Genomic DNA, 25,437 nt, shown 5'->3' with positions numbered 1-25,437 from the left:
CTCTTTTGGTCAGTACCGCCGCAGCACGCCGACGACCACGCCCTGGATGCTGATGTCGTTCTCGTGCACGTAGATCGGCTCCATCGTCTCGTTCGCGGGCTGCAGCCGGATGCGGCCGTCGCGCTCGCGGTAGAACTTCTTCACCGTCGCCGCGCTGCCCTGCATCATCGCGATCACCATCTCGCCGTTGTCGGCGGAGCGGCGCTCGTTGACGATGACGAAGTCGCCGTCGCCGATGTGCGCGTCGACCATCGAGTTCCCGCGCACCTTGAGGACGTAGTGGTTCCCGGACTTCCGCAGGAACGAATCGGGGACGCAGAGCGACTCGCCCGAGGCCATCTGCTCGATCGGGAGACCGGCGGCGACGGTGCCGAGGAGCGGCAGCTCGACCGAGCGCTGGAACGCCTCGGACGGCAGGATCTCGATCGCGCGGCTCTCGTTGTAGCCGCGCTTGATGTAGCCCTTCCGTTCCAGGTTGCTCAGATGCTCGTGGACGGTCGCGAGCGAGTTATACTGGAACTGGTCGGCGATCTCCTCGAAGCTCGGCGCGTAGCCGTGGTTCTCCGAGTACGAGCCGAGGTAGGTCAGGATCTCGCGCTGGCGCTTCGTGAGCGGCATGGGGCGGCCTCGAGCGGGTATGGGGCGCACGGGGCCCGATGCGCCCCGAATAGCTGCCGAATGCCACATTAGCCGAAGATCGGCCGAAGTGCAAGCATTTCAAGGATGGACGCCCCCCGAGGGCGTGCTGGGCGAGCTGAGCGCCGCCGCCCGGGAGCGGACCGCGGCGCTGGCCGCGCGTCGCCAGGAGCTGGAGCGCCTGGCCGCCGAGGCGCCTCGCGGACCCGCATTCGCGGCCGCGCTGGGGCGCCCGAGCGTCGCCGTGATCGGCGAGGTGAAGCGGAGGTCGCCGTCCAAGGGCGACATCGCGCCCGGGCTGTCGGCCGGCGAGCAGAGCGCCGCGTACGAGGCGGGCGGCGCGGCCGTGCTCTCGATCCTCACCGAGCCGGCGCGCTTCGGTGGCAGCAACGCGGACATCGCCGCGGCCCGCGCCGCGACGGCGCTGCCGATCCTCAAGAAGGACTTCCACGTCGAGCCGCTGCAGCTGGTCGAGGCGCGGGCGCTGGGCGCGTCGGCGGCGCTGCTGATCGCCCGGGCCCTGCATCCGCGCGACCTGAAGGCGCTGTCGCAGCTGGCGCGGGACCTCGCGCTCGAGACGCTGGTCGAGATCCGCGACGAGCGCGAGCTGGACGCCGCGCTGGCGGCCGATGCGGCGGTCATCGGCGTCAACAACCGCAACCTCGAGACACTGCTGATCGACCTGGCGACGGGTGAGCGGATCGTCCCGCTGATCCCCGCCGACCGCGTCGCGGTGTTCGAGAGCGGCGTGTACGGCGTGGCGGAGGTCGAGCGCGCGGCGGCCGCCGGCGCCGATGCGGTGCTCGTCGGCTCCAGCATCTCCGCCGCGGCGGATCCGGTGGCGGCGGTGCGCGCGCTCGCCGGCGTGCCGCGGCGCGGGCGCGCGCCGGCGGCGGCGTGAGCGAGCGATCCCGCCCCGCGGTCAAGATCTGCGGGCTGGTCCGGGCGGAGGACGCGGCGCTGGCGGCGCGCCTGGGCGCGGACCACGTGGGGAGCATCTTCGCGGGCGGCCCGCGGCTGATCGATGCCGCGACCGCGCGCGCGAACGTCGCGGCGGCGCGCGCGGCCGTGCCCGGCCACCCGCCGCATGCCGTGGGCGTCATGGGCGCGCAGACGCCGGACGCGATCGCCCGCCTGGCCGAGGAGGCCACCCTGGACGCGGTGCAGCTCCACGCCGATCCGGACGCGGACGCGGTCGCCGCGGTGCGGGCCGCGTGGGGCGGGGAGGTGTGGGCCGTGCTCCGGATCGCCGGCACCGCGCTCCCGCCGCAGACGGCGGGGCTCTTCGACGTCGCCGACGCGGTCGTCCTCGACGCGAAGGTCGACGGCACCCAGCTCGGCGGGACGGGCGTCGCGCTCGACTGGGACGGACTCGCCGCCGCGCTCGCGCCCTTCCGAGGCCGGGGCCGCGCCGCCCTCGTGCTCGCCGGCGGCCTGCGACCGGAGAACGTCGCAGTCGCCATCCGCGCGCTGCGCCCCGACGCCGTCGACGTCTCGTCCGGCGTCGAGCGCGCGCCCGGCGTGAAGGACCCCGACCGGCTGGCGGCCTTCCTCGCCGCCGCCCGTTCCGCTACGACTTCGTGATGACCACGCCCGACACTTCCGGCGCCGCCGCCGTCGCCCCAGCTGCCACGAGTGACCGCTTCGGACCCTTCGGCGGCCGCTACGTCCCCGAGACGCTGATCCCCGCGCTCGACGCGCTGGAGGCCGAGTACGACGCCGCGCTGCGCGATCCGTCGTTCCAGCGCGACCTCGACGACATGCTGCGCCACTACGTCGGCCGCCCGTCGATCCTGAGCGAGGCGCCGCGGCTGTCGGCGATGGTCGGCGCACCCGTGTGGCTGAAGCGCGAGGACCTGAACCACACCGGCGCGCACAAGATCAACAACACCGTCGGCCAGGTGCTGCTGGCGCGGCGCATGGGCAAGCGGCGCATCATCGCCGAGACGGGCGCGGGGCAGCACGGCGTGGCGACGGCCACCGTGTGCGCGCGCTTCGGGCTGCAGTGCGTCGTCTTCATGGGCGAGGAGGACATCCGCCGCCAGGCGCTGAACGTGTGGCGCATGCGGCTGATGGGCGCGACCGTGATGCCGGTGACCAGCGGCACGCGCACGCTCAAGGACGCGACGAGCGAGGCGATCCGCGACTGGGTCACGAACGTCGAGGACAGCCACTACATCATCGGCTCCGTCGTCGGGCCGGCGCCGTATCCGCGCATGGTGCGCGAGTTCCAGGCGGCGATCGGCCGCGAGGCGCGCGCGCAGATGCTGGAGCGCACGGGCCGCCTGCCGAAGACGGTCGTCGCGTGCGTCGGCGGTGGCTCCAACGCGATGGGGATCTTCGCGGGCTTCGTCGACGACGCGGAGGTCGAGCTGGTCGGCGTCGAGGCGGCCGGCGAGGGCCTCGAGAGCGGTCGCCACTCGGCCTCGCTCACGCTCGGCACGCCCGGCGTGCTGCACGGATCGCTGAGCTATCTCCTGCAGGACGCGAAGGGCCAGGTGATCAACGCGCACTCGATCTCGGCGGGCCTCGACTATCCCGGCGTCGGACCGGAGCACGCGCACCTCAAGCAGAGCAAGCGCGCGGAGTACGTGAGCATCACCGACGACGAGGCGCTGCGCGGCTTCGCGCTCCTCAGCCGCGCCGAAGGCATCATCCCCGCCCTCGAGACGTCGCACGCGATCGCGTGGGTCGAGAAGAGCCGCGGGCGCTGGGCGAAGGACGAGCCGGTGCTGATCTGCCTGAGCGGCCGCGGCGACAAGGACGTGGCGCAGGTGAGCGAGATGGGCGCGCTGCCTGACGTCGGCCCGCTGCCGGAGTACCCCGCGTGAGCGCGCCCACGATGCCCGCGGCACGCGCCGCCTCCGCGATCGACCGCCGCTTCGCCGACCTGCGCGCCGCGAACCGTCGTGCGCTCGTCGCCTACGTCACCGCCGGTCACCCCGATCCGGAGCGGTCGGTCGCGCTGCTCCAGGGGCTCGAGGCCGCGGGCGCCGACGTCATCGAGCTGGGCGTGCCGTTCTCGGAGCCGCTCGCCGACGGGCCGGTGATCCAGCACAGCTCCCAGGTCGCGCTGGAGCACGGCGTGGACCTCGACGGCGCGCTCGCGCTGCTGTCGCGCGCGCGGCCGACCGTGCCGGTGGTGCTGTTCAGCTACCTCAACCCGCTCATGGCCGCGGGGCACGGCGTGCTGCAGCGCGCCGCCGACGCGGGCGCGAGCGGAGTCCTGGTCACCGACCTGCCGGTCGGCGCGGATCCGGAGCGCGAGGCGTGGATGGGCGGCGGCCCGCTCGACTTCGTGCGCCTGGTCGCGCCGACGACGCCACCCGCGCGCATGGCGGAGATCGCGCGCCACGGCAGCGGGTTCGTCTACCTCATCAGCCGGCTCGGCGTGACGGGCGAGCAGGACGCGCTGTCGGCCACGCTGCCCGAGACGGTCGCGCGCCTGCGCGCCGCGACGACGCTGCCGATCTGCGTCGGCTTCGGCATCTCGCGGCCCGACCAGGCAGCAGCGGTGGCGCGCATCGCCGACGGCGTGGTGGTGGGGAGCGCCCTCGTGCGCGCGGCCGACGAGAGCGTGGACCGCGCCCTCGCGCTCGCGCGCGACCTCCGTTCGGCCATCGACGACGCCTGACCGTCCGCGTCGCCCGCCGGCGGGCGGTTCGTTGACCGGCCCGCGGGCCGCCGATACGTTCCGCCCGTGACCGACCGCCTCTGCGTCTCCCTCTCCGGCATGCGTTTCCACGCGCGCGTCGGCATCCTCGCGCACGAGCGCGAGCTGCCGCAGCCGCTGGAGATCGACGTCGACGCGTGGATGGCGCGCGTGCCGACCGGTGATGTCCTCGACTATCGCGGTCTCTACGACGTGGCCGCGTCGGTCGTCGCGACCACCGAGCTGCTCTACCTGGAGGACGTCGCGTCGCGCGTCGCCGACGGCGCGCTCGCGCTGGGCCGCGTCTCGCGCGTGCGCGTCGCGGTGCGCAAGCCGCACGTCGCGCTCGCGGGTCCGCTCGCGCACGCCGGCGTCGTGCTGGAGCGCGACGCGCCCGACGTCTCGCACCGCGATGGGTGAGATCGTGTACCTCGCCCTCGGCTCCAACCTCGGCGACCGGGAGGCGCACCTCGCGCTGGCGCGCGCGCGCCTCGACGCGCTGCCTGCGACTCGCGTGCTCGCCGCGTCGCCGGTCGAGGAGACGCCGCCCATCGGTCCCGCAGGGCAGGGCCCCTACCTGAACCAGATGCTGCGCGTGGAGACGACGCTGCCCGCCGAGGCGCTGCTGGACGCCTGCCAGGCCATCGAGGGCGAGGCGGGGCGCGACCGCGCGGCGTCGCCGCGGTGGGGCGCGCGCACACTGGACGTCGACGTCGTGCTGTACGGCACGCGCCGCATCACGACGCCGCGGCTTCTCGTGCCGCATCCGGAGCTCGCGAACCGCGACTTCTGGCAGCGCGAGCTCGCCGCGCTCGACGTCGACTGGTCGCGCGCGATGCGCGACGCGACGGAGGCGCCGTGAGCCAGGCCGCCGGCTCGGCCCCCGCGCCGAAGAAGGTCACCGTGCGCTCGTTCGCGCAGGCGAAGGAGCGCAGGGAGCCGCTGGTGATGGTCGCGGCGTACGACGCGCTCTTCGCGCGCCTGTCGGACGAGGGCGGCGTCGACGCGATCCTCGTCGGCGACTCGCTCGGCAACGTCGTCGCGGGGCTCGACACGACCGTGCCCGTGACGCTCGACCAGATGATCTACCACGGCGCGGCCGCGCGCCGCGGCACCACGCGCGCGCTGCTCGTGGTGGACATGCCGTTCCTCACCTACCAGGTGACGACGGAGCGCGCGCTGCTCAACTGCGGCCGCGTGATGCAGGAGACGCGCTGCGACGCGCTCAAGCTGGAGGGCGGCTCGCCGGAGATGGCGGAGACGATCCGCGCGCTGGTGCGCGCCGGCATGCCGGTGATGGGCCACCTCGGCTTCACGCCGCAGTCGGTGCACACGCTGGGCGGCTTCCGCGTGCAGGCGCGCGGCGACGACGCGGCGCGGCAGCTGGTCGACGACGCGCGCCGCCTGGAGGACGCGGGCGCGTTCTCGATCGTGCTGGAGCTGGTGCCCGCGGATGTCGCCGCGCGCGTCACCGAGGCCGTGTCCATCCCGACCATCGGCATCGGTGCGGGCCTCGGCTGCGACGGGCAGGTGCTGGTGCTCGCGGACCTGCTGGGCCTGACCGACGCGTTCACGCCCAAGTTCCTGAAGCGCTACGGGACGATGGCCGCGGACACGCGGGACGCGGTGCGCCGCTTCGCGACCGAGGTGCGCGCGCGCGCGTACCCCGGCGACGAGCACGCCTTCTGACGCCGGCGGAGCGAGCGTGCTGACCCTGTCGACGGTGGCCGAGCTGCGCGCGGAGCTGCGCCGGCTGCGCGAGGACGCGCGCGTGCTGGGCGGCGGGCGCGTGGCGTTCGTGCCGACGATGGGCTTCCTGCACGAGGGCCACCTCGCGCTGGTCGAGGAGGCGCGCCGCCGCGCGGACGTCGTGGCGATGAGCATCTTCGTGAACCCGCTGCAGTTCGCGCCCACCGAGGACCTCGCGCGCTACCCGCGCGACCCGCACGGCGACGCGGCGAAGGCGGCGGCGCGCGGCGTGGACCTGCTGTTCACGCCGGGCGTCGCGGAGATGTATCCGCGCGAGGCGCGCGTGCGCGTCGTGCCCGGCGACCTCGCGACGCGCTGGGAGGGCGAGGTACGGCCGGGCCACTTCGCCGGCGTGCTGACGGTCGTGGCGAAGCTGCTCAACCTCGTGCAGCCGGACGTCGCGGTCTTCGGGCAGAAGGACGTGCAGCAGGCGACGCTGGTGCGCGCGATGGTGCGCGACCTCGACATGCCGGTGGAGCTGGTCGTCGCGCCGACGGTGCGCGAGCCGGACGGCCTCGCGCTCTCCAGCCGCAACGTCTACCTCGAGCGCGACGACCGCCGGCGCGCGCGCGTGATCCCGCGCGCGCTCGCGCGCATCGAGGCGATGTTCGCCGCAGGCGAGCGACGGGCGGACGCGCTCCTCGCGGCGGGACGCGCCGTGCTCGCGACGGAGCCCGACGTCGTGCCCGACTACCTCGCGCTCGCGGACGGGGAGACGCTGGAGCCGGTGGACGTCGCGACCGAGGGGACGATCGCGATGCTCGCCGCGCGCGTCGGCCGCACGCGCCTGCTCGACAACGCGATCCTCGGCGCCTCGCCGCGGATCCCCGCGAGCGACGACGCATGAGCTGGCGCGCCGTCGTCGCCGCGCTGGACGAGCACGCGGCCTTCCGGTCGCAGGTGAGCCTCTACCTGCACCCGCTGGCGGGCCGCGCGACCCTCTGGCACGTGGTGCGCGCGCTGCTCGCCGTGTCGCCACCGCCGCGCGAGATCGTGGTCGTGCACCTGCAGGGCTCCAACACGCAGGTCGACGTCGACGCCGACGTGCAGATCCGCTACGTCGCGGTGGAGCCGGGGACGGAGTCGCGCGCGCTGCGTGCCGCGGTCACGCCCCCGGGCATGACGGTCCTCGTGGACGGGTCGGCCGCGCTCGTCACCCCGGCGACGATCACGCGCCTGCTGCGCGCCGCGGAGCACGGCGTCGCATCGGTCCGCGGCGACACCGAGCTGGCGACGAGCATCGCCGTCGCCGGCGAGGGGCCGGCGCTCGCGTCGGCCGACGACCCGCGCGTGCCGAACGGCGCCGCGCTCGTCGCGCCCACGCACGCCGAGGAGCTGCTGCAGGTGCTCGACCGGCACACGCTGTCCGACGCGGCGGTCGCGCTGCGCGACCGGCTGGTGCGGCAGCACGAGCGCGGCGGCGTCTCGTTCCTGCTCCCCGCCACCACATGGCTCGACGTCGACGTGCGCATCGGCGCCGACACCCTGGTCTATCCGAGCGTCGTGCTCGAGGGCAGCACCGACGTCGCCGGCGAGTGCGTCATCGGGCCGTACTCGCGCATCGTCGACTCCGAAGTGGGACGCGGCGCGGAGCTCAAGGGCTGGAACTACCTGTGTCGCACCCGCGTGCGCAGCCGCGCGGTGCTGGAGGCGTACGCACGCCGTGGCGACGACTGAGCGTTCCCTCATGACCGCACCGATCGGCGATCCGTCCACGACGCTCGCGCTCCCCGAGTGGGCGCAGGTGAGCGACAAGCGCCGCGCGCACATCGCGCGCGTCACCGCGCTGCTGGACGCATGGGCGCCGCACGTCGCCCGCGATGCCGCGGAAGCGGCCGCGATGCGCGACGCGGGGCTGCTGCACGATGCGCTGCGCGACGCGCCCGATGCGCTGCTGCGCGAGCTCTCGGACGACGCGACCTCGCCGGTCGAGGTGCTGCACGGCCCGGCGGCCGCGACGCTGCTGGCGCGCCGCGGTGAGACGCGCACCGACCTGCTGGAAGCCATCCGCTGGCACACGCTCGGCTCCGCGGAGTGGGGGCGTGTGGGCCGCGCGCTGTACATGGCCGACTTCCTGGAGCCGGGGCGGAAGTTCGCGGCGGCGGACCGCGCGTTCCTCGCGGCGCACGTGCCCACGGACTTCGACGCCGTCTTCCGGCAGGTCGTCCGCATGCGCCTCGAGTGGTCGCTGCGCGAGGGGAAGGAGCTCTTCCCGCAGGCCGTCACGCTCTGGAACGCGGTGCGGTGACGGCGTGATGCGCGAGGACCGTCCGCGCTGGATGCGCCCCGGCTGGCTGATCCTCGGATCGCTGGCGCTCGTGATGGCGGCGGGCGCTGCGTGGCCGCGCGTGAAGGCGGCGTTCGACGACGCGCCCGCAGGCACCGCGAGCGACGAGGCCGGGCCGAAGCTCCCCGCCGCCGACGACACGCTCGGCCGGCCGCCGGGCGACGCGCGCGTGCGCGTCGAGGTGCTGAACGCGACGCGCACGCGCGGCCTGGGGCGCCGCGGCATGTTCTACCTGCGCGACCGCGGCTTCGACGTCGTCGCGGTGGGGACGAGCGGCGCGCAGCAGGACAGCGTCGTGGTCATCGACCGCTCGGGGCATCCCGAGTGGGCGAAGCGCGTGGCGTACGCGATGGGCGGGGCGCGCATCGAGACGCGCCCCGACACCTCACGCTACCTGGACGTCACGGTCGTCATCGGCGCGTCCTGGCGCGCGCCGGCCCAGCCGTTCCACCCGTAGCTGCCCGCACGCCGCGGCGATGTCGACGCCGCGGCTCTTGCGCACCGCGACCTCCACGCCGCGGTTGCGCATCGTCTCCGCGAAGCGCTGGATGCGGTCGGGCGGCGTGGGCGTGAAGCCCATCGCGCCGCCGGGGTGCAGCGGGATCAGGTTCACGAACGCGCGGCACTCGCGTGCCAGTCGCGCCAGCTCCATCGCGTGCTCCGCGCGGTCGTTGACGCCGCCCAGCATCACGTACTCGAACGTCACGCGCCGGTCGAACGCCGCCGCCGCCGCGATCACGTCGGCGAGCGGGAACTTCACGTTCACCGGCATCAGCTCCCCGCGCAGCGCGTCCGTCGGCGCGTGGATCGAGATCGCGAGGCGGAACTGCTCCGGGCGCTCGCCCAGCGCGACGATGCCGGGCAGCACGCCGACCGTCGACACGGTGATGTGCCGCGCGCCGATGCCGAAGCCCTGCGGATCGTTCAGGATCGTCAGCGTCGGGTCGACCGCCTTCCAGTTCATGAGCGGCTCGCCCATGCCCATGAAGACGATGTTGGTCGCACGGATCGGCTCCTCGTCCAGCAGCGCGAGCTCGCGCACCTGCCCGGCGATCTCGAACACGTGCAGGTTGCGCTGGAAGCCCATCACGCCCGTGGCGCAGAACGAGCACTTCAGCGCGCACCCGGCCTGGGACGAGATGCAGAAGGTGAGGCGGTCGCGGTCGGGGATCGCGACCGTCTCGATCGCCTGACCGTCGGCGAGGCGGAAGAGGAACTTCCGCGTGCCGTCGCTCGACCGCTGGTTCGCGACGAGCTGCAGCCGCGGCAGCACGAAGTGCTCGGCCAGCGCCTCGCGGAACGCCGCCGGCAGCTCGCGCATCTCGCTGAAGTCGCGCGCGGGCTTCTGCCAGAGGCGCGGCAGGACCTGCGTCGCGCGGTAGGCCGGCTGCCCCTGCGCCACGGCGAACTCGCGCAGCGCGCGCTCGGCCTCCGCCGGCGTCATGTCGAGCAGGTTGACCTTGCCCTCGGCCTCCGCCGGGATGCCCGCGGGGCGTCGCGCCACGGGGAGCGCGCGGCCCGCGGGCGCGGCGTCGTCGGCGTGCGCAGGCGTGGGGATGTCGGGAGCGGTCACTTGAAGATCGAGCTGAGCGTGATCTGGTAGATGCTGCCAAAGCCCGACGCGCTCTCGTCGCGCGCCACGCCCACCAGCAGTCCGGCATACCGCAGGCCGAGGCCGAGGCGCGTGCGGGTGTCGGCCTCGCCACCGCGGGCGGCGCGGGCCAGGCCGGCGCGGCCCTCGACGTTGCGGAGGCGCGCGCTGACGTAGCCGTAGCCCTCGTGCTCGCCGCCACGGCTGCCGAGGTACGACGCGCCCACCCGGACCTCGCGGGCGACGGCCCGTCCGGCGACGCGCGCGTCGGCACCGAGCGAGGTCAGCGGCCGATCGTCGCGATCGGCACCCGGGCGCCAGAGGAAGGTCGACGCCCCCAGCCGCAGGTCGCGTCGGCCGAGCAGCCCATCGACGACGACGCCGGCGTCGGCGCCCGCCGTCGAGGCCGAGGCGGTGTCGAGGCGTCCGACGCGGTACCGCAGCGCCGCGCCGACGGCGAGGTGCCGCAGCACCCGCTGGCTGGCGCCGGCCGAGACGAGGTAGCTGTCGTAGACGACCGGGCTGCCGACGGCCGTCGGCGTGTCGTCGGTGCGCGGGATGTCGGAGACGCCGGCGCGCGCGACCGTGATCGCGAACGCTCGCTTCGGCGTCTGGCGCCACTCCAGCCCGATCACCTCGCCGCTCAGTCCGCGGTCGCCGGGAGCGTTGAGGTGGGTCACCGAGCCCCGAATCCGGCCCGTCGGCGCGAGCAGCGTCGCCGCCGGGTTGTACAGCCCGCCGGCGGCCTCGATGGCCAGCGCGGGAGCCTCGCCGAGCGCGCCGATCGCGAAGTCGTACAGGTCGCGACCGGGCACGGTCTGCGCCGGGCTCACGCGGGGGGCGACGGCGAGGGCGGCCCCCAGCGTGGCGGCGAAGCACAAGTGGCGCATGAAGTTGAGACTACCGGGCGCGGGGGGGCGAGGTCAAGCGCGGCGCTACCCCGGCCCGGCCGGGCCGCTTAGATTCGACCGCTCGTATGCCATCGCGGAATCGCCGTGCAGTTGACTGAGCTGCTCGCCCCGGAACGGGTGCGGGTGCCGCTCCGGAGCAGGGCCAAGGACGACCTGCTGCGCGAGCTGGTGGAGCTCGCCGCCGGCTCGCGAGGCCAGGACGTGGTCGAGGCGCTGCTCCGCAGCGTCCGGGACCGCGAGGCCGTGCTGAGCACCGGCATCGGCGAGGGCGTCGCCATCCCGCACGGCCGCACCCCGATGCTCGACTCGCTCGTCGTCGCCGCCGGCGTGTGCGAGTCGCCGGTCGAGTTCTCGTCGCTGGACGGCCGCCCCGTGGAGCTGTGCTTCCTGCTCGTGGGCCCCGAGAGCGCCGCCGGCGCGCACGTGAAGGCGCTCGGCCGGATCTCGCGGCTGCTCTACCGGGCGCCCCTCCGCGACGCGCTGAAGCAGTGCGCCTCGCCCGAGGAGTTCCTGGAGCTCGTGCGCACCTCGGAGGCCGCGTGAGCGACAGGGCTCGCGGGCGCTGGGCGCCCGCCGCCGTCTGGGCGACGCTGGTGCTGGTCGCCACCTCGTGGCCGAACCCCGGGCTGCCGCAGGCCGGCCGCGTCGACAAGGTGCTGCACGCCCTCTCCTACGGCCTGCTCGGCTGGCTGGTGGGCCGTGCGGTGCCCGCGAGCACGCGCGGGCAGCTCGCCGCCGCGTTCGCCGGGCTGGTGGCCTTCGGCGCGCTCGACGAGTGGCACCAGGGCTTCATCCCGGGGCGCGCCACCAGCGGCGCCGACCTGCTGGCCGATGCCGTCGGGGCCCTTGTCGGCCTCCTGCTGTACGCGGCGCGCCGCCGCCGCGCGCTCGGCGCTGCCTCCGCGGCCTGAGCGCCGCCGCTCCTCCCGTCCGTCCCTCTTCTCGCCCGCTCATGTCCTCGCCCGTGCCCGTCGTCGCCACCACGCTCCGCACCCACGCCGCCGGCGCCCTGCGCGCCGAGCATGCCGGCCAGCGCGTGCGCCTGGGAGGCTGGGTGCACCGGAGCCGCGACCTCGGCGCGCTCGTGTTCCTCGACCTGCGCGACCGCGAGGGGATCGTGCAGGTGTCGTTCGATCCGGCGTTCACCGACGCCGCGGCGCTGGAGCGGGCGGCAAAGGTCGGCGTCGAGAGCGTCGTGCTGATCGAGGGCGAGGTCGCGCTGCGCCCGGCCGAGCTGCGCAACGCGGAGCTGGAGACGGGCGAGGTCGAGGTGCGGGCGTCGGCGATCACCGTCGTCGGACCCGCCGACACGCCCGCGATTCCCGTGGCGCGCGGCCGCGGCACGCCGCTGCCGGCCGAGGAGCTGCGGCTGCGCCACCGCCATCTCGACCTGCGCCGTCCGGAGCTGCAGCGCGCGCTCATCCTGCGGCACCGCCTGGCGCAGGTGACGCGCCGGTACCTGAGCGAGAACGGCTTCCTCGAGCTCGAGACGCCGATCCTCACCAAGCCGACGCCGGAGGGCGCGCGCGACTACCTGGTGCCCAGCCGCGTGCACCAGACCGAGTTCTACGCGCTCCCGCAGAGCCCCCAGATCTACAAGCAGCTGTTCATGATCGCGGGCTTCGATCGGTACTTCCAGATCGCGCGCTGCTTCCGCGACGAGGACCTGCGCGCCGACCGCCAGCCCGAGTTCACGCAGATCGACATCGAGGCCTCGTTCGTCCAGCAGGACGACGTGATCGCGTTCACCGAGGGGCTGGTGCAGGCGCTGTTCGCGGAGGCGGGCGTGCAGGTCACGACGCCGTTCCGCCGCATGGCGTACGCGGACGCGATGGAGCGGTACGGCATCGACCGGCCGGACCTGCGCTACGGGATGGAGCTGAGCGACGTCAGCGACGTCTTCCGCGGCACCGAGTTCGGCGTCGCGGCGACCGTGCTCGACGCGGGCGGGCGCTTCCGCGCGGTCGTCGCGCCGGGCGGCGCGAAGTTCTCGCGCAAGGAGCAGGACGAGCTGACCGCGATGGCCAAGGGCGCGGGCGCGCAGGGGATCATCTTCCTCAAGCGCCACGGCGACGCGCTCGAGGGGCCCGTCGCGAAGTTCCTGCGTCCGGACGCGATCGCGCGGCTGGGGCTGAACGACGGCGACCTCGCGCTCGTCGTCGCCGGTCCGGACCACGTGACGAGCCCCGCGCTCGACCGGCTGCGGCAGGAGGTCGCGCGCCGGCTGGACCTGGTGCCCGCGGACGCGCACGAGTTGCTCTGGGTGGTGGACTTCCCGATGTTCGAGCGGGATCCGAAGACGGGAGCGCTCGCCGCGATGCACCATCCGTTCACGTCCGCCCAGCCCGAGGACCGCGCGCTGCTCGCGAGCGAGCCGTGGCGCGCCCGGGCGCGGGCCTACGACGTCGTGCTGAACGGCACCGAGCTCGGGGGCGGCAGCATCCGCATCAGCGACCCGGCGGACCAGGCCCAGGTGCTGCAACTGCTGGGCATCGACGCGGAGACGGCGGAGAAGCGCTTCGGCTTCCTGCTGGAGGCGCTGCGCGCCGGGGCGCCGCCGCACGGCGGGATCGCCCTCGGGTTCGACCGGATCGCGATGCTCCTGTCGGGCGCCGGCTCGCTGCGCGACGTCATCGCGTTCCCCAAGACGACGGCGGCGCGCGCCCTGTTCGAGGGCGCGCCGACGCCGGTCCCGGCTGAGGACTTGCACGAGCTGGGACTCCAGGCCGACCACGGAGGCACTGAGTGAGCGAAGACGGCGGCTCCACGCGCGGGGCCCAGGACGGGGCGCAGCAGCGCCTCTCCACCGAAGGCGCGGACCTGCTCACCCTCGCGGGGGTGAACGACGCGAACCTCGTCGAGCTGGCACGGATCGGCGGCGTGAAGGTGGCGCTGCGCGGCGAGGCGATGATGCTCAGCGGCCCGGCGGACGCGGTCGCGCGCGCGGCCGGCATCGGCCAGCGGATGATCGACATGGCCCGGCAGGGGATCCCGCTGACGCCCGACGACGTGCTGCGCGTGAGCCTCGACCAGGGCGGCAGCCGCGACGACGGCGACGGCGCGGCGGCGCCGATCCCGGGCACCGGAGGCGAGGGGCGCCTCGCGCTCCCCGGCGTCCGCCGCCTGATCCAGGCGAAGACGTCGGGCCAGTCCGAGTACATGAAGAAGATCGCCGAGAACGACATCGTGATCGGCATCGGGCCCGCGGGCACAGGCAAGACCTTCCTCGCCGTCGCGATGGCGGTCGACGCGCTCGTGCGCAAGCGCGTGCGCAAGATCGTCCTCGCCCGTCCGGCCGTGGAGGCGGGCGAGAGCCTCGGCTTCCTGCCGGGCGACATGCAGGCGAAGGTCGATCCCTACCTGCGGCCGCTCTACGACGCGCTGGACGAGATGATGCCGCCCGAGCGCGTGGCGAAGGCGCTGGAGACGCGCACCATCGAGATCGCGCCGCTCGCGTTCATGCGCGGGCGCACGCTGGGCGACGCGTTCGTGATCCTCGACGAGGCGCAGAACGCGACGAACCTCCAGATGAAGATGTTCCTGACGCGTCTGGGCGTGAACTCGAAGATCGTCATCACGGGCGACAAGACGCAGATCGACCTGCCGCGCCGCGAGGACTCGGGGCTGATGCAGGTCGAGCGCATCCTGCACGAGATCGAGGGGATCTCCTTCCACTACTTCACCGACGCGGACGTCGTGCGCCACCGGCTGGTGCGCGACATCATCAAGGCGTACGCGGAAGACGCGGGGGATTGACCGTCGTGGGTCTCTGGGGTCAGCCCGAGCCCGACGAGGGCGAGGGATCACGACGCGCGCTGGTGCGGGCGCACGGCGGCCGGGTGCTGCTGGCGCTCGCGCTGGCGTTCGTCACGTACCTGCTGTTCCCGACGGCGCCCGCCGCCGACGCCCCGCTCTACGAGGTGGGCTCGGTCGCGCCCGACAACGTCATCGCGCCGTTCGCGTTCCGCGTCCCCAAGACCGACGCCGAGCTTCAGGCGGAGCGTGAGGAGGCGGTGCGCAGCACCGCCGCCGTCCTTGCGTTCGACGCGACAGGTGTCGACTCGGCGCGGTTCCACGTCGCGCGCTTCCGCGCGCTGCTGGAGGCGTCGCTCGCGCCGGGCGCGTCCGCCGCCCAGGCGACGGCGCTGGTGGCCGACGCGGCGCGTGTAGGCGTCCGCATCACGCCTGCGGAGGTCGCGTACCTGCGCAGCGCGCCGCGCCGGCAGGCGCTCATGGACGGCGTCGCGACGACGCTCGACCGCTGGCTCCCGCGCGGCGTCGCGTCCACCGGCGCCGTGCCCGATGCGCCGGCCGACGTCGCCATCGCGCGCGGCGGCCAGTATCGCGTCGTGCCGGCCGACAGCGTGCCGACGCTCTCCACCGTGCTCGCCGACGCGCGCCGCGCCCGCCCCGACGCCGGCTCGGAGATCGCCGAGGCGCTGTACGTGAAGCTGCTGAGCGCGTTCTTCCGCCCGACGCTGGCCGCCGATCGCGCCGCCACCGACCGGCTGCGCGCGGACGCGCTGCGCGGCGTCGATCCCAACAAGTGGCTCGTGCGGGCGGGCGAGAAGATCGTCGGCGCGCACGAGGTCGTGGGGCGCGAGGAGTTCGACAAGATGCGCGCGCTCCGCACGGCGGTCGCGCAGCGCGGGATGTCGGACCGCTCGCTGGCGCGCGGCGCGACGCGCGTCGCTGGAGCGCTGCTGCACAACCTGGTGCTGATCGCCGTCTTCGGCGTGACGCTCGCGCTCTTCCGGCCGCAGCTCTACCGCTCGTTCCGCGCGGTGTCGCTGTTCGCGCTCGGCTTCCTGCTGGTGCTGGTGGCGGCCGCGGTCGTCGCGCGCATGCCCAACCCGCGTCCCGAGCTGATCCCGATCGCGCTCGCGGCGGTGCTCTTCAGCGTGCTGTTCGACGCCCGCATCAGCCTCGTCGCGGTGCTGGTCGTCGCGATCCTGGTGGGGAGCCAGGGGCCGTTCCGCGGGTCGAACACGCTCTTCGTCGTGCTCGTGGGCGGCGTGGCCGCGGCGGCGAGCGTCCGCACGCTGAGCCGGCGCACGCAGGCGTTCTCCGCCATGCTCGTCGTCTGCGCGGGCTACGTCCTCTCGTCCATCACGCTCGCGCTGGCGCTCGGCTGGAACCTCCGCGAGGCGGGGATCGCCGCGGGGTTCGGCGCGCTCAACGCCCTGGTGTCGGTCGCGCTGGCGATGGGGCTCCTCGCCCCGGCCGAGGAGTTCACCGGCATCGACACGTACCTGCGCCTGCTGGAGTGGTCGGACCTCAACCGCCCGCTGCTGCAGCGCCTGAGCCTCGAGGCGCCGGGCACGTACGCGCACACGATCGCGATGGCCAACCTGGCCGAGGCGGCGTGCAACGCGATCGGCGCCAACGGGCTGCTGGCGCGCGTCGGCACCTACTACCACGACATCGGGAAGCTGGAGCGCCCGCAGTACTTCGTCGAGAACCAGGCGAAGGGGCGCAACCCGCACGACAAGCTCAAGCCCTCGGCCAGCGCCGCGATCATCCGCAACCACGTGCGCGAGGGGCTGGAGCTGGCGGACGAGATCAAGCTGCCAAAGGTGCTGCGCGCGTTCATCACCGAGCACCACGGCACGGGCCGCATCGTCTACTTCTACGAGAAGGCGAAGGAGCGCGGCGACGCGACCTCGCCCAACGCCGCCGAGTTCACCTACCCGGGCCCGACGCCGCAGAGCGCCGAGACGGCGATCGTGATGCTCGCCGACGGCGTCGAGGCGTCCGCGCGCGCGCTGCAGGAGCCCACGCCGCAGAAGCTGCGCGAGCTCGTCGAGCACATCGTCCGCATGCGCATCGAGCAGGGACAGCTGCGCGACGCGCCGCTCACGCTGCGACAGCTGGAGATCGTGAAGGACCAGTTCGTCCGCGTCCTCCTTGGCATGCACCACGCCCGCATCGAGTATCCGGCGGCCAGCGGCGGGGTGACCGCCGAGTTCGCGTCGGCATGACCGGCGCCGGAGACAGTCGGCGCCCACGCGCCGCCGCAGGAGCCGCCTCCCGCACGTCGCTCCAGGTCGACGTCGCCGCCCAGGGCACCCGCGTCGCGCTCGCGCGTGACGCGGTGGCCGACCTCGCGCGCCGCGTGCTGCGCGCCGAGGGCGTGCGCGCCGCGGAGGTGTCGATCACCTTCGTCGACGCCCAGGAGATGGCGCGGCTCAACTGGCGCCACTTGAAGCACCGCGGCCCGACCGACGTCATCACCTTCGCGCTGGCGCCCGTGCCCGGGGCGCCCGTGACGGGCGACGTCTACATCTGCCCGGCGGTCGCGCGCGAGCACGCGGTCGCGCACGGCGTGGGCGTGCGCGAGGAGACCGCGCGCCTCGTGGTGCACGCGATGCTGCACGTGCTGGGGCACGAGCACCCGGAGGACGCGTCGCGCACCCGGTCGCCGATGTGGCTCGCGCAGGAGCGCTACGTGCGCCGCTTCCACACGGGCGCGGGAGCGCGCGAATGAGCGCCGTGCTCGCGCTCGCGCTGGCGACGCTGGCCTTCCTGTTCGCGATGGCCGACTCGGCGCTGCTGGCGTGCGCCTTCGAGCGGGACGAGGAGGCCTCGGTGGAGCGCAGGCACCGCGCGCTCGCGTTCGCGCGGCTGCTGGCACAGATCGGCGCCGGCGTCGCCGTCGCGCTCGCGCTCGACCTGCCGGCGCGCAGCACCACGCACGCGGTGCTGATCGGCCTCGCGGCGGGCCTCGTCCTCGTCGCGCTCACCGAGGTCGCCGCCCGCGAGATCGGCGACGCGCTGGGCGAGCGCGCGCTCGGGCCGCTGCAGCCGCTCGCCGCCGTCGCGGAGGTCGTGCTGATGCCCGTCGTGGCGCTGGCGACGTCGCTGGACGACGCGATGCGCCGCGCGCTGCCGCCGCAGGAGGTCAGCGAGAGCACGCGCGAGGAGACCGCCGAGCAGTTCCGCGAGATCGTGTCGGCCGAGGCGGAGGTGAGCGAGCCGCAGCGCGCGCTGCTGGCGGGCGTGTTCACGCTCGGCGACACGCAGGTGAGCGAGATCATGGTGCCGCGCATCGACGTCATCGGCGTCGAGCGCGAGACGCCGTGGTCCGAGGTCGTGGACCGTGTGCGCAGCAGCGAGCACTCGCGGCTGCCGGTGTACGAGGAGACGATCGACGAGATCGACGGCGTGCTGTACGCCAAGGACCTGCTGCCAGCCGTGATCGCGGGCGAGGAGCCGGCCGAGGGGTGGACGTCGCTCGTGCGGCCGACGCACTACATCCCGGCCACCAAGCGCGTGCACGACCAGCTGCGCGACTTCCGGCAGAGCGGCTCGCACCTCGCCGTCGTCGTCGACGAGTACGGCGGCACGGCGGGCATCGTCACCATCGAGGACATCCTCGAGGAGATCGTCGGCGAGATCCGCGACGAGCGCGACGAGGAGGAGGCGCCGGTGGTCGCCGAGGGCGACCGCCGCTTCTGGGTCTCGGCGCGCGTCACGCTCGACGAGCTGTCCGACGTCCTCGGCGTGCCCATCGAGCACGAGGAGGTCACGACCGCTGGTGGCCTCGTGTACGAGCTCCTGGGCCGCGTGCCGCGCGCGGGCGAGTCGCTCGCCATCGCCGGCTTCCGCGTGGTCGTCGAGCGCGTGGTACGGCGCAAGATCCTGCGCCTGTACTTCGAGCGGCTGCCCGAGGCGACGCCGGTGACCGTGGAGGAAGCGGGCGACACCGCCGACGAGACCGTGCGTGAGCCGGCCGGCCGGGCGGCGCGCGCCGCGACGCGCAGCGGGGCGCGAACCGATGGCGACGCGTCCGTGGAGCGTGCGCCGTGAGCTTCGCGTTCCTCGTCCTCCTCACGCTCGTCGTCACGGCCGCGCTCACCGCGGGCTCCATTGCCGTGCGCACGGTGAGCCGCATCTGGCTGCGCCACTGGGTCGAGCGCCGACTCACCGGCGCGTCGCTGGCCGAGGTGTACCTCGACCGGCCGCAGCGCCTGATCGTCTCGGCGGGTGCGGGGATCGCGCTCACCGTGTTCCTCGCGGGCGTCGGCGTCGCGAGCCTCGATGCGTCGCCGCTCTCGCTCGCGTGGCACGCCGTGCTGCTCGCGGTGCTGGTGATCGGCGCGGGGCAGGTGGTGCCGCGCGCGCTCGCGCGCCGATGGCCCGCGCGGGTGGTGCCCGTGCTGGTGCCGCTGCTGCACGCGGTCGACGCGCTCCTGTTCCCCATGCGCGCCGCCGGCGCGGCGATCGCGCGCGCGGTCGGTGGCCGGCGTCCCGTCGAGCCCGAGGAGGAGGCGCGCGACAACATCGAGGACCTGCTGCGCGAGGGCCAGCTGGAGGGCGTCGGCGAGCCTGGGGAGATGGCGATCATCACCGGCGTCGTGCAGTTCGCCGAGAAGACCGTGCGTGAGGTCATGACGCCGCGCGAGCAGGTGTTCGCGCTCGACCTGGCGCTGCCGCCGCGCGAGCTGGCCGCGCGGCTGGCGCAGTCCGCCTACAGCCGGGTGCCGGTGTACGAGGGCACGCTCGACGCGATCGTCGGCATCGTGCACGCCTTCGACGTGTTGACCACCGGCGGCGAGGAGCTGCCGCCCGTGCTGCCGGTCCACGTCGCCACGCCGGGCACGCCGTGCAACGACCTGCTGGTCGCGATGCTGCGGCAGCGCCGGCACCTCGCCGTCGTGCGCGAGGTCGGCGGCCCGACGCTCGGCATCGTGACGCTGGAGGACGTGCTCGAGGAGCTCGTGGGCGAGATCCGCGACGAGCACGACGACCCGGCGCCGTCGACCGACTCCCCTTCGATCTTCCCGTGACCGCACCCGCCACGCCCGCCAGCGCGACCACGAGCGCGACCGCGCGGCTCATCGACGACCTGCGCGCCGGCAAGCCCGCCGCGATCGCGCGCGCCGTCAGCATCGTCGAGAACCACCGAGCCGGCTTCGACCGCATCCTCGCCACGCTGCACGCGTCGGTCGGGCGCGCGCGGCGCGTGGGGATCACCGGGCCGCCGGGCGCCGGCAAGAGCACGATGACGACGCTGCTGGCGAAGACGCTGCGCGCCGAGGGCAAGCGCGTCGCGATCGTCGCGGTCGATCCGACCTCGCCATTCACCGGCGGCGCGCTGCTGGGCGATCGCATCCGCATGGAGTCGATCGCGCTCGATCCGGGGATCTTCATCCGCTCGCTCGCCACGCGCGGCTCGCTCGGCGGGCTGTCGTCGGCGACGCGCGAGGTGTGCGACGTCCTCGATGCCGCGGGCTTCGACGTCATCCTGATCGAGACGGTGGGCGTGGGGCAGAGCGAGCTCGATGTGGCGCGAGCCGCCGACACGACGCTGGTCGTGCTGGTGCCCGAGAGCGGCGACTCGATCCAGACGCTGAAGGCGGGCGTGATGGAGATCGCCGACGTCTTCTGCGTCAACAAGGCGGACCGTCCCGGCTCCGACCGGCTGCGCAACGACATCGAGCTGATGCTCGGCCTGCGGGGCGGGCCCGCGTCGCTCGACCTGCCGGCGCACCACGGCGTCGATCTCACCGCGCTCGCGAAGGACCCCGAGCATCGCGAGTTCGTGAAGGACGTGATGAACCCCGCACGCGCGGCCCGCCGCGCCGCCGCGGGCGAGCAGTCCGACCGCTGGACGCCGCCGGTGCTGCAGAGCGTCGCCGCGAAGGGGGAGGGGATCGACGGCGTGCTCGCCGCGCTCGACCGCCACTTTCGCTATCTTGAGGCCAGCGGCCAGCTGCGCGAGCGGCGCCGGACCCGGCTCCGCGAGCGCGTCGTCGAGGTGGTGGAGCAGAAGGTGCGGCAGCGCCTCTGGACCGACGCGGCGACGAACGCGTGGGTCGCCGGCCACCTGGAGGCGATGGAGGAGGGCACCGAGACGCCCTTCGGCGTCGCCGACGCGCTCCTCGCCCGCAGCGGCGCGCTGCTGACCACGACCAACGGCTGAGCATCCCGAGGATTTCCATGGCCTCCGTGCACGAACTCGAGCAGACGCTGCGCGATCGCGACGACGAGCTGGCGCGGCTGCGGGCCGAGGTGGACGCCTGGCGCGCCGCCTTCACGAAGGGCACGACGCGCGACGTCGCCTTCACCAACTCGGCGCGCGAGGTCGCGCCGCTGCACACGGCGCTCGACACGGAAGGCCGCGTCGACCTCGAGGTCCCGGGCAAGTACCCGTTCACGCGCGGCATCCACCCGACGGGCTACCGCGGGAAGCTGTGGACGATGCGCCAGTTCGCCGGCTTCGGGACGGCGCGCGAGACCAACGCCCGCTACAAGTTCCTGCTCTCGCAGGGGCAGACGGGGCTCTCGGTGGCGTTCGACTTCCCGACGCTGATGGGCTACGACTCCGACCATCCGCGCTCGGAGGGCGAGGTCGGCAAGTGCGGCGTCGCGATCTCGTCGCTCGCCGACATGGAGACGCTGTTCGAGGGCATCCCCCTCGGCAAGGTCTCGACGTCGATGACGATCAACGGCCCGGCGATCATCCTGTTCTGCTTCTACGCGGCCGCGGCCGAGAAGCAGGGGGTGTCGCTGGCGCAGCTCCAGGGGACGGTCCAGAACGACATCCTCAAGGAGTACATGGCGCAGCACGCGTGGTGCTTCCCGATCGAGCCCGCGCTGCGCCTGATCGTCGACATGTTCGAGTGGTCGTCGGCGCACACGCCGAAGTGGAACACGATCTCCATCAGCGGCTACCACATCCGCGAGGCGGGAGCGACGGCCGCGCAGGAGCTCGCGTTCACGCTCGCCGACGGCTTCACGTACGTCGAGCGGGGCATCGCGCGCGGCCTCGACGTCGACGACTTCGCGCCGCGGCTGTCGTTCTTCTGGGACATCCACAACGACTTCTTCGAGGAGATCGCCAAGCTGCGCGCCGCCCGCCGCATCTGGGCGCGCCGCCTCAAGGAGAAGTACGGCGCCAAGGATCCGCGCTCGTGGATGATGCGCTTTCACTCGCAGACCGCGGGCGTGACGCTGACGGCGCAGCAGCCGATGAACAACGTCGTGCGCGTCGCCTACCAGGGCCTCGCCGCGGTGCTCGGCGGCACGCAGTCGCTGCACACCAACTCGATGGACGAGACGCTGTCGCTGCCGACCGAGCAGGCGGTGCAGGTCGCGCTGCGCACGCAGCAGATCCTCGCCTACGAGACCGGCGTGCCGAACGTGATGGACCCGCTGGGCGGCTCCTACTACGTCGAGGCGCTCACCGACCAGCTGGAGCGCGAGGCCGAGGCGCTGTTCGAGCAGATCGACGCGCAGGGCGGCGTGGTGCAGGGGCTCGAGGAGGGCTGGTTCCAGCGCCGCATCGCCGAGAGCGCGGCGCGCCAGCAGTGGGAGATCGAGCAGCATCGCAAGCTGATCGTCGGCGTCAACGAGTTCGTCACCGACGAGGAGGAGCTGTCGATCCCGCTGCTCAAGATCGGGCAGGAGGCCGAGGAGGAGCAGAAGCGCAGCATGGCCGAGCTCCGCGAGCGGCGCGACGACGCGCTCGTGCAGCAGCGGCTGGAGGCGCTGCGCGAGGCGGCGCGCGGGACGGCCAACGTCGTGCCCTTCATCCTCGACTGCGCCCGCGCCTACTGCACGCTCTACGAGATCCGTGCGGCGCTGGAGGACGTGTTCGGGGCGTACCGCGAGCCGGTGTTCTTCTGAGCGCGGCGCGGAAGATCCCGGCGCGGCGGCCCGCCGCGAAGAAGTCCGGCGGCACCGCCGACTGGTGGGCCAACCAGTTCGACGCCCAGTACCTGCGCGAGTACCAGCCGCTCTTCACGCCCGAGCGCGACCGGCACGAGGTCGCGCGGCTGCTGGACGTGCTCGAGCTGCCCGCGGGCTCGCGCGTGCTCGACTGCCCGTGCGGCCAGGGGCGCCACGCGCACCTGCTGGCCGAGGCGGGCTTCGACGTCGACGCGCTCGACTACTCGGAGGAGCTGCTGGCCGTCGCGCGCAAGCGCGGCACCGGTAAGACGCTGCGCTACACGCAGGGCGACATGCGGAAGCTGCCCGGCCGCTGGACGGGTCGCTTCGACGCGGTCGTGAACCTGTTCACCAGCTTCGGCTTCTTCCTCGACCCGGCCGACGACGCGCGCGTGATCCGCGAGTTCGCGCGCGTGCTGAAGCCCGGCGGCGTGCTGGTGTGGCACGGGGGCAGCCGCGACGGGGTGATGGCGAAGTTCCTCGAGCGCGACTGGTGGGTGAGCGACGATGGCACGATGATCGGCCACGAGCGCTCGTTCGACCCGCTGTCCGGCGTCCTCACGGTGCTGACGACCTGGGAGGGGAAGCGCACCCGGGGCGAGCGCGAGCATCGCATCCGGCTCTACACGGCGACCCGGCTCTCCGAGCTGTGCGCGGAGGCGGGGCTCGTGGTCGAGCAGGCCTTCGACGCCTGGCGCGACCGGCCGATGACGCGCCGCTCCAGCGAGATGCTGCTGGTGGCCCGGAAGGAGTGACGCCCTGCCCGGCGGCGGGGCCGTCCGCTAGCTTCTGAGTCTGCCGAACGGCGAGTGGGGAGCAGGGAGAACGCGCTCCCCGCTCCCCACTTCTCACTTCCGACAGTCATGGACCGTCCCATTCGCGTGCTCGTCGCCAAGCCGGGGCTCGACGGACACGATCGCGGCGCCAAGGTCGTGGCCGCGGCGCTGCGCGACGCCGGCATGGAGGTCATCTACACGGGCCTTCACCAGACGCCCGAGATGATCGCGACCGCGGCCGTGCAGGAGGACGTCGACGTCGTCGGCCTGTCGATCCTCAGCGGCGCGCACATGACGCTCTTCCCGCGCGTGCTGCAGCTGCTGCGCGAGCAGGGGCGCGACGACATCCTGCTCACCGGCGGCGGCATCCTCCCGAAGGAGGACATGGAGGCGCTGTACGCCCAGGGGGTCGGGCAGCTCTTCGGCCCCGGGACGCCGACGTCCGACCTGATCGACTACATCAAGGGCTGGTTCGCCGAGCGCCAGCGGCAGGAGAGCCAGCAGGCGTGACGGCGGCCGTCCAGCAGGAGCATCCGCAGCAGGACCGCCCGACCAGTCGCCTGCGCCAGCTGAGCGCCGAGGTGCGCACGCTGGAGGCGACGCTCCGCGAGGGCGGCGGCGCCGACAAGATCGAGCGCCAGCACCGGCAGGGGAAGCTGACCGCGCGCGAGCGCATCGCCCGGCTGTGCGACGCGGGCACGCCCTTCGTCGAGATCGGGCTGCTGGTCGCGCACGACCGCTACGACGGCCAGGCGCCCGCCGCCGGCGTCGTCACGGGGCTCGCCGTCGTGCATGGGCGCGAGGTCGTCGTGGTCGCCAACGACGCGACGGTGAAGGCCGGCTCGTGGTGGCCCGAGACGATCCCCAAGATCCTGCGCGCGCAGGAGGTCGCGATGCGCTGCCGCATCCCGATCGTGTACCTCGTCGACTCGGCCGGCGTGAACCTGCCCTACCAGGGCGGCGTGTTCCCCGGGCAGTACGGCGCCGCGCGCATCTTCCAGTACAACTCGATCATGCGGCGCCACCTGCGGATCCCGCAGCTGGCCGCGGTGATGGGGCCGTGCGTCGCGGGCGGCGCCTACCTGCCCGCGCTGTCGGACGTGATCGTGATGACGAAGGGCACGTCGTTCATGGGCCTCGGCGGCGCGAACCTCGTGAAGGGCGCCACGGGCCAGACGATCGACAACGAGACGCTCGGCGGCGCGGTGACGCACACGGAGCTGTCGGGCGTCGCGCACTACGCGGCCGACGACGATCCGGCCGCGATCGAGAAGCTGCGCGAGCTGATCGACCGACTGCCGCCGCAGCGCGAGGTGGCGACGCGCGCCGCCGCCGATCCCGCGGCCGCGCCCGAGACGCTGTACGACGTGCTGCCCGCCGACCACCGCATGTCGTACGACATGCACCACGTGCTGCGCGCGATCGTCGACGACGGCGCGCTCGACGAGTTCCAGGCGAACCTCGCGAAGGAGATCATCTGCGCCGACGCGCGCATCGCCGGCATCCCGGTGGGCGTGATCGCGAACCAGCGCGGGCTGATCAAGGGGCGCGCCGGCGAGAAGCCGCGCTTCGGCGGCATCCTCTACGCCGAGAGCGCGGAGAAGGTCGCGTACTACATCGACCGCTGCGACCGGCAGGGGATCCCGCTGCTCTTCGTGCAGGACGTCTCGGGCTTCATGGTCGGCCCCGAGGCCGAGCACGAGGGGATCATCCGCTCGGGCGCGCGCTTCGTCGAGGCGATGGCGACCGCGCGCGTGCCGAAGATCGTGCTGACGGTGAACCACGCGTCGGGCGCAGGCTACTACGCGATGGCGGGGCAGGGCTTCGACCCCGACTTCATCTTCTCGTGGCCCAGCGGGCGCATGGGCGTGATGGAGGGGGAGTCGGCCGTGCAGGCCGTGCACGGCCCGTCCATCGAGAAGGCGCGCAGGGCGGGCGAGCCCGTGCCGCCGGAAGTGCAGGCGTCCATCGAGGAGATGCGCGCCGACTACGAGCACCAGCTGGACGCGCGCTACGCGGCGGCCCGGGGCTTCGTCGACGCGATCGTCCACCCCGAGGAGACGCGCACGGTGCTGACCGCCGCGCTGCGCGCCGCCCTCCAGAACCCCGGGCCGCACCTCGGCGCCTTCGTGCTGCCGCGCGGCCTCTGACCTTCGCTTCGC

At 73.8% G+C, this 25,437-nt stretch carries 27 protein-coding genes; 24 read left to right on the top strand and 3 right to left on the bottom strand.

Annotated elements, in window-relative coordinates:
* Positions 1–9: 9 nt before the first annotated feature.
* The gene (gene lexA / locus rosag_RS19195; protein ID WP_284351787.1) at positions 10–618 is read right to left on the bottom strand and encodes a transcriptional repressor LexA; all 609 of its coding nucleotides are present in this window, start codon (positions 616–618) and stop codon (positions 10–12) included.
* Between the two features lie 124 nt (positions 619–742).
* Between lexA and rosag_RS19190 the strand changes: the two genes are divergently transcribed.
* The 11 genes from rosag_RS19190 (at position 743) to rosag_RS19140 (ending at position 8,781) form a co-directional block, all read left to right on the top strand.
* The gene (locus rosag_RS19190) at positions 743–1,537 is read left to right on the top strand and encodes an indole-3-glycerol phosphate synthase TrpC (protein ID WP_284351786.1); all 795 of its coding nucleotides are present in this window, start codon (positions 743–745) and stop codon (positions 1,535–1,537) included.
* Positions 1,534–2,220, top strand: coding sequence for a phosphoribosylanthranilate isomerase (locus tag rosag_RS19185; RefSeq protein ID WP_284351785.1), 687 nt, complete (start codon positions 1,534–1,536; stop codon positions 2,218–2,220). Before rosag_RS19190 ends, rosag_RS19185 begins: the two co-directional genes overlap by 4 nt.
* Entirely contained in the window at positions 2,220–3,467 is a 1,248-nt protein-coding gene (trpB, locus tag rosag_RS19180; RefSeq protein WP_284351784.1) for a tryptophan synthase subunit beta, read from the top strand. The genes rosag_RS19185 and trpB overlap by 1 nt, the downstream gene beginning before the upstream one ends.
* Entirely contained in the window at positions 3,464–4,270 is an 807-nt protein-coding gene (gene trpA, locus rosag_RS19175; RefSeq protein ID WP_284351783.1) for a tryptophan synthase subunit alpha, read from the top strand. The genes trpB and trpA overlap by 4 nt, the downstream gene beginning before the upstream one ends.
* 66 nt (positions 4,271–4,336) lie before the next feature.
* Complete coding sequence (locus tag rosag_RS19170; protein ID WP_284351782.1) at positions 4,337–4,708, top strand: dihydroneopterin aldolase; 372 nt, start codon at positions 4,337–4,339, stop codon at positions 4,706–4,708.
* The gene (gene folK / locus rosag_RS19165) at positions 4,701–5,150 is read left to right on the top strand and encodes a 2-amino-4-hydroxy-6-hydroxymethyldihydropteridine diphosphokinase (protein ID WP_284351781.1); all 450 of its coding nucleotides are present in this window, start codon (positions 4,701–4,703) and stop codon (positions 5,148–5,150) included. Before rosag_RS19170 ends, folK begins: the two co-directional genes overlap by 8 nt.
* Positions 5,147–5,977: a 3-methyl-2-oxobutanoate hydroxymethyltransferase gene (gene panB / locus rosag_RS19160; protein WP_284351780.1), complete on the top strand. Its 831-nt coding sequence runs from the start codon at positions 5,147–5,149 to the stop codon at positions 5,975–5,977. Before folK ends, panB begins: the two co-directional genes overlap by 4 nt.
* A gap of 16 nt (positions 5,978–5,993) precedes the next feature.
* Positions 5,994–6,884 carry a pantoate--beta-alanine ligase gene (gene panC / locus rosag_RS19155; protein WP_284351779.1) on the top strand — a complete coding sequence of 297 codons (891 nt, stop codon included), beginning with the start codon at positions 5,994–5,996 and terminating at the stop codon, positions 6,882–6,884.
* The gene (locus tag rosag_RS19150; protein ID WP_284351778.1) at positions 6,881–7,714 is read left to right on the top strand and encodes a hypothetical protein; all 834 of its coding nucleotides are present in this window, start codon (positions 6,881–6,883) and stop codon (positions 7,712–7,714) included. The genes panC and rosag_RS19150 overlap by 4 nt, the downstream gene beginning before the upstream one ends.
* A 10-nt stretch (positions 7,715–7,724) precedes the next feature.
* A complete protein-coding gene (locus rosag_RS19145; protein WP_284351777.1) occupies positions 7,725–8,285 on the top strand; it encodes a hypothetical protein in 561 nt (186 codons plus the stop codon).
* Between the two features lie 7 nt (positions 8,286–8,292).
* Positions 8,293–8,781: a LytR C-terminal domain-containing protein gene (locus rosag_RS19140; RefSeq protein WP_284351776.1), complete on the top strand. Its 489-nt coding sequence runs from the start codon at positions 8,293–8,295 to the stop codon at positions 8,779–8,781.
* Here the strand turns inward: rosag_RS19140 and rlmN are convergent.
* Both rlmN and rosag_RS19130 read right to left on the bottom strand, forming a co-directional pair.
* Positions 8,710–9,897 (bottom strand): dual-specificity RNA methyltransferase RlmN, encoded by a 1,188-nt coding sequence (gene rlmN / locus rosag_RS19135; protein WP_284351775.1) that lies wholly within the window; start codon positions 9,895–9,897, stop codon positions 8,710–8,712. The two genes, rosag_RS19140 and rlmN, sit on opposite strands and share 72 nt — an antisense overlap.
* Positions 9,894–10,805, bottom strand: coding sequence for a hypothetical protein (locus rosag_RS19130; protein ID WP_284351774.1), 912 nt, complete (start codon positions 10,803–10,805; stop codon positions 9,894–9,896). The genes rlmN and rosag_RS19130 overlap by 4 nt, the downstream gene beginning before the upstream one ends.
* Before the next feature lie 105 nt (positions 10,806–10,910).
* Here rosag_RS19130 and rosag_RS19125 point away from each other — a divergent pair, with 105 nt between their 5' ends.
* The 13 genes from rosag_RS19125 (at position 10,911) to rosag_RS19065 (ending at position 25,425) form a co-directional block, all read left to right on the top strand.
* Positions 10,911–11,369 (top strand): PTS sugar transporter subunit IIA, encoded by a 459-nt coding sequence (locus rosag_RS19125; protein ID WP_284351773.1) that lies wholly within the window; start codon positions 10,911–10,913, stop codon positions 11,367–11,369.
* The gene (locus rosag_RS19120; RefSeq protein WP_284351772.1) at positions 11,366–11,737 is read left to right on the top strand and encodes a VanZ family protein; all 372 of its coding nucleotides are present in this window, start codon (positions 11,366–11,368) and stop codon (positions 11,735–11,737) included. Before rosag_RS19125 ends, rosag_RS19120 begins: the two co-directional genes overlap by 4 nt.
* Before the next feature lie 41 nt (positions 11,738–11,778).
* Positions 11,779–13,575, top strand: coding sequence for an aspartate--tRNA ligase (gene aspS, locus rosag_RS19115; RefSeq protein ID WP_284351771.1), 1,797 nt, complete (start codon positions 11,779–11,781; stop codon positions 13,573–13,575).
* The gene (locus rosag_RS19110; protein ID WP_284351770.1) at positions 13,572–14,582 is read left to right on the top strand and encodes a PhoH family protein; all 1,011 of its coding nucleotides are present in this window, start codon (positions 13,572–13,574) and stop codon (positions 14,580–14,582) included. The genes aspS and rosag_RS19110 overlap by 4 nt, the downstream gene beginning before the upstream one ends.
* 5 nt (positions 14,583–14,587) lie before the next feature.
* Positions 14,588–16,807: an HD family phosphohydrolase gene (locus tag rosag_RS19105; protein WP_284351769.1), complete on the top strand. Its 2,220-nt coding sequence runs from the start codon at positions 14,588–14,590 to the stop codon at positions 16,805–16,807.
* A complete protein-coding gene (ybeY, locus tag rosag_RS19100) occupies positions 16,804–17,313 on the top strand; it encodes an rRNA maturation RNase YbeY (protein WP_284351768.1) in 510 nt (169 codons plus the stop codon). Before rosag_RS19105 ends, ybeY begins: the two co-directional genes overlap by 4 nt.
* Positions 17,310–18,635, top strand: a complete 1,326-nt coding sequence (locus rosag_RS19095) for a hemolysin family protein (protein WP_284351767.1) — start codon at positions 17,310–17,312, stop codon at positions 18,633–18,635. Before ybeY ends, rosag_RS19095 begins: the two co-directional genes overlap by 4 nt.
* Entirely contained in the window at positions 18,632–19,615 is a 984-nt protein-coding gene (locus tag rosag_RS19090) for a CNNM domain-containing protein (RefSeq protein ID WP_284351766.1), read from the top strand. Before rosag_RS19095 ends, rosag_RS19090 begins: the two co-directional genes overlap by 4 nt.
* Complete coding sequence (gene meaB, locus rosag_RS19085) at positions 19,612–20,751, top strand: methylmalonyl Co-A mutase-associated GTPase MeaB (protein ID WP_284351765.1); 1,140 nt, start codon at positions 19,612–19,614, stop codon at positions 20,749–20,751. Before rosag_RS19090 ends, meaB begins: the two co-directional genes overlap by 4 nt.
* Before the next feature lie 17 nt (positions 20,752–20,768).
* A complete protein-coding gene (locus tag rosag_RS19080) occupies positions 20,769–22,457 on the top strand; it encodes an acyl-CoA mutase large subunit family protein (protein ID WP_284351764.1) in 1,689 nt (562 codons plus the stop codon).
* On the top strand, positions 22,370–23,254 hold the full coding sequence (locus rosag_RS19075; RefSeq protein ID WP_284352174.1) for a class I SAM-dependent methyltransferase: 885 nt from the start codon (positions 22,370–22,372) through the stop codon (positions 23,252–23,254). The genes rosag_RS19080 and rosag_RS19075 overlap by 88 nt, the downstream gene beginning before the upstream one ends.
* A 108-nt stretch (positions 23,255–23,362) precedes the next feature.
* A complete protein-coding gene (locus rosag_RS19070) occupies positions 23,363–23,785 on the top strand; it encodes a cobalamin B12-binding domain-containing protein (protein ID WP_284351763.1) in 423 nt (140 codons plus the stop codon).
* Positions 23,782–25,425 (top strand): acyl-CoA carboxylase subunit beta, encoded by a 1,644-nt coding sequence (locus rosag_RS19065; protein WP_284351762.1) that lies wholly within the window; start codon positions 23,782–23,784, stop codon positions 25,423–25,425. The genes rosag_RS19070 and rosag_RS19065 overlap by 4 nt, the downstream gene beginning before the upstream one ends.
* Positions 25,426–25,437 lie beyond the last annotated feature (12 nt).

The sequence above is a fragment of the Roseisolibacter agri genome (genome assembly GCF_030159095.1).
GTDB lineage: Bacteria > Gemmatimonadota > Gemmatimonadetes > Gemmatimonadales > Gemmatimonadaceae > Roseisolibacter > Roseisolibacter agri.
This window is presented reverse-complemented; position numbering and strand designations above follow the sequence as displayed.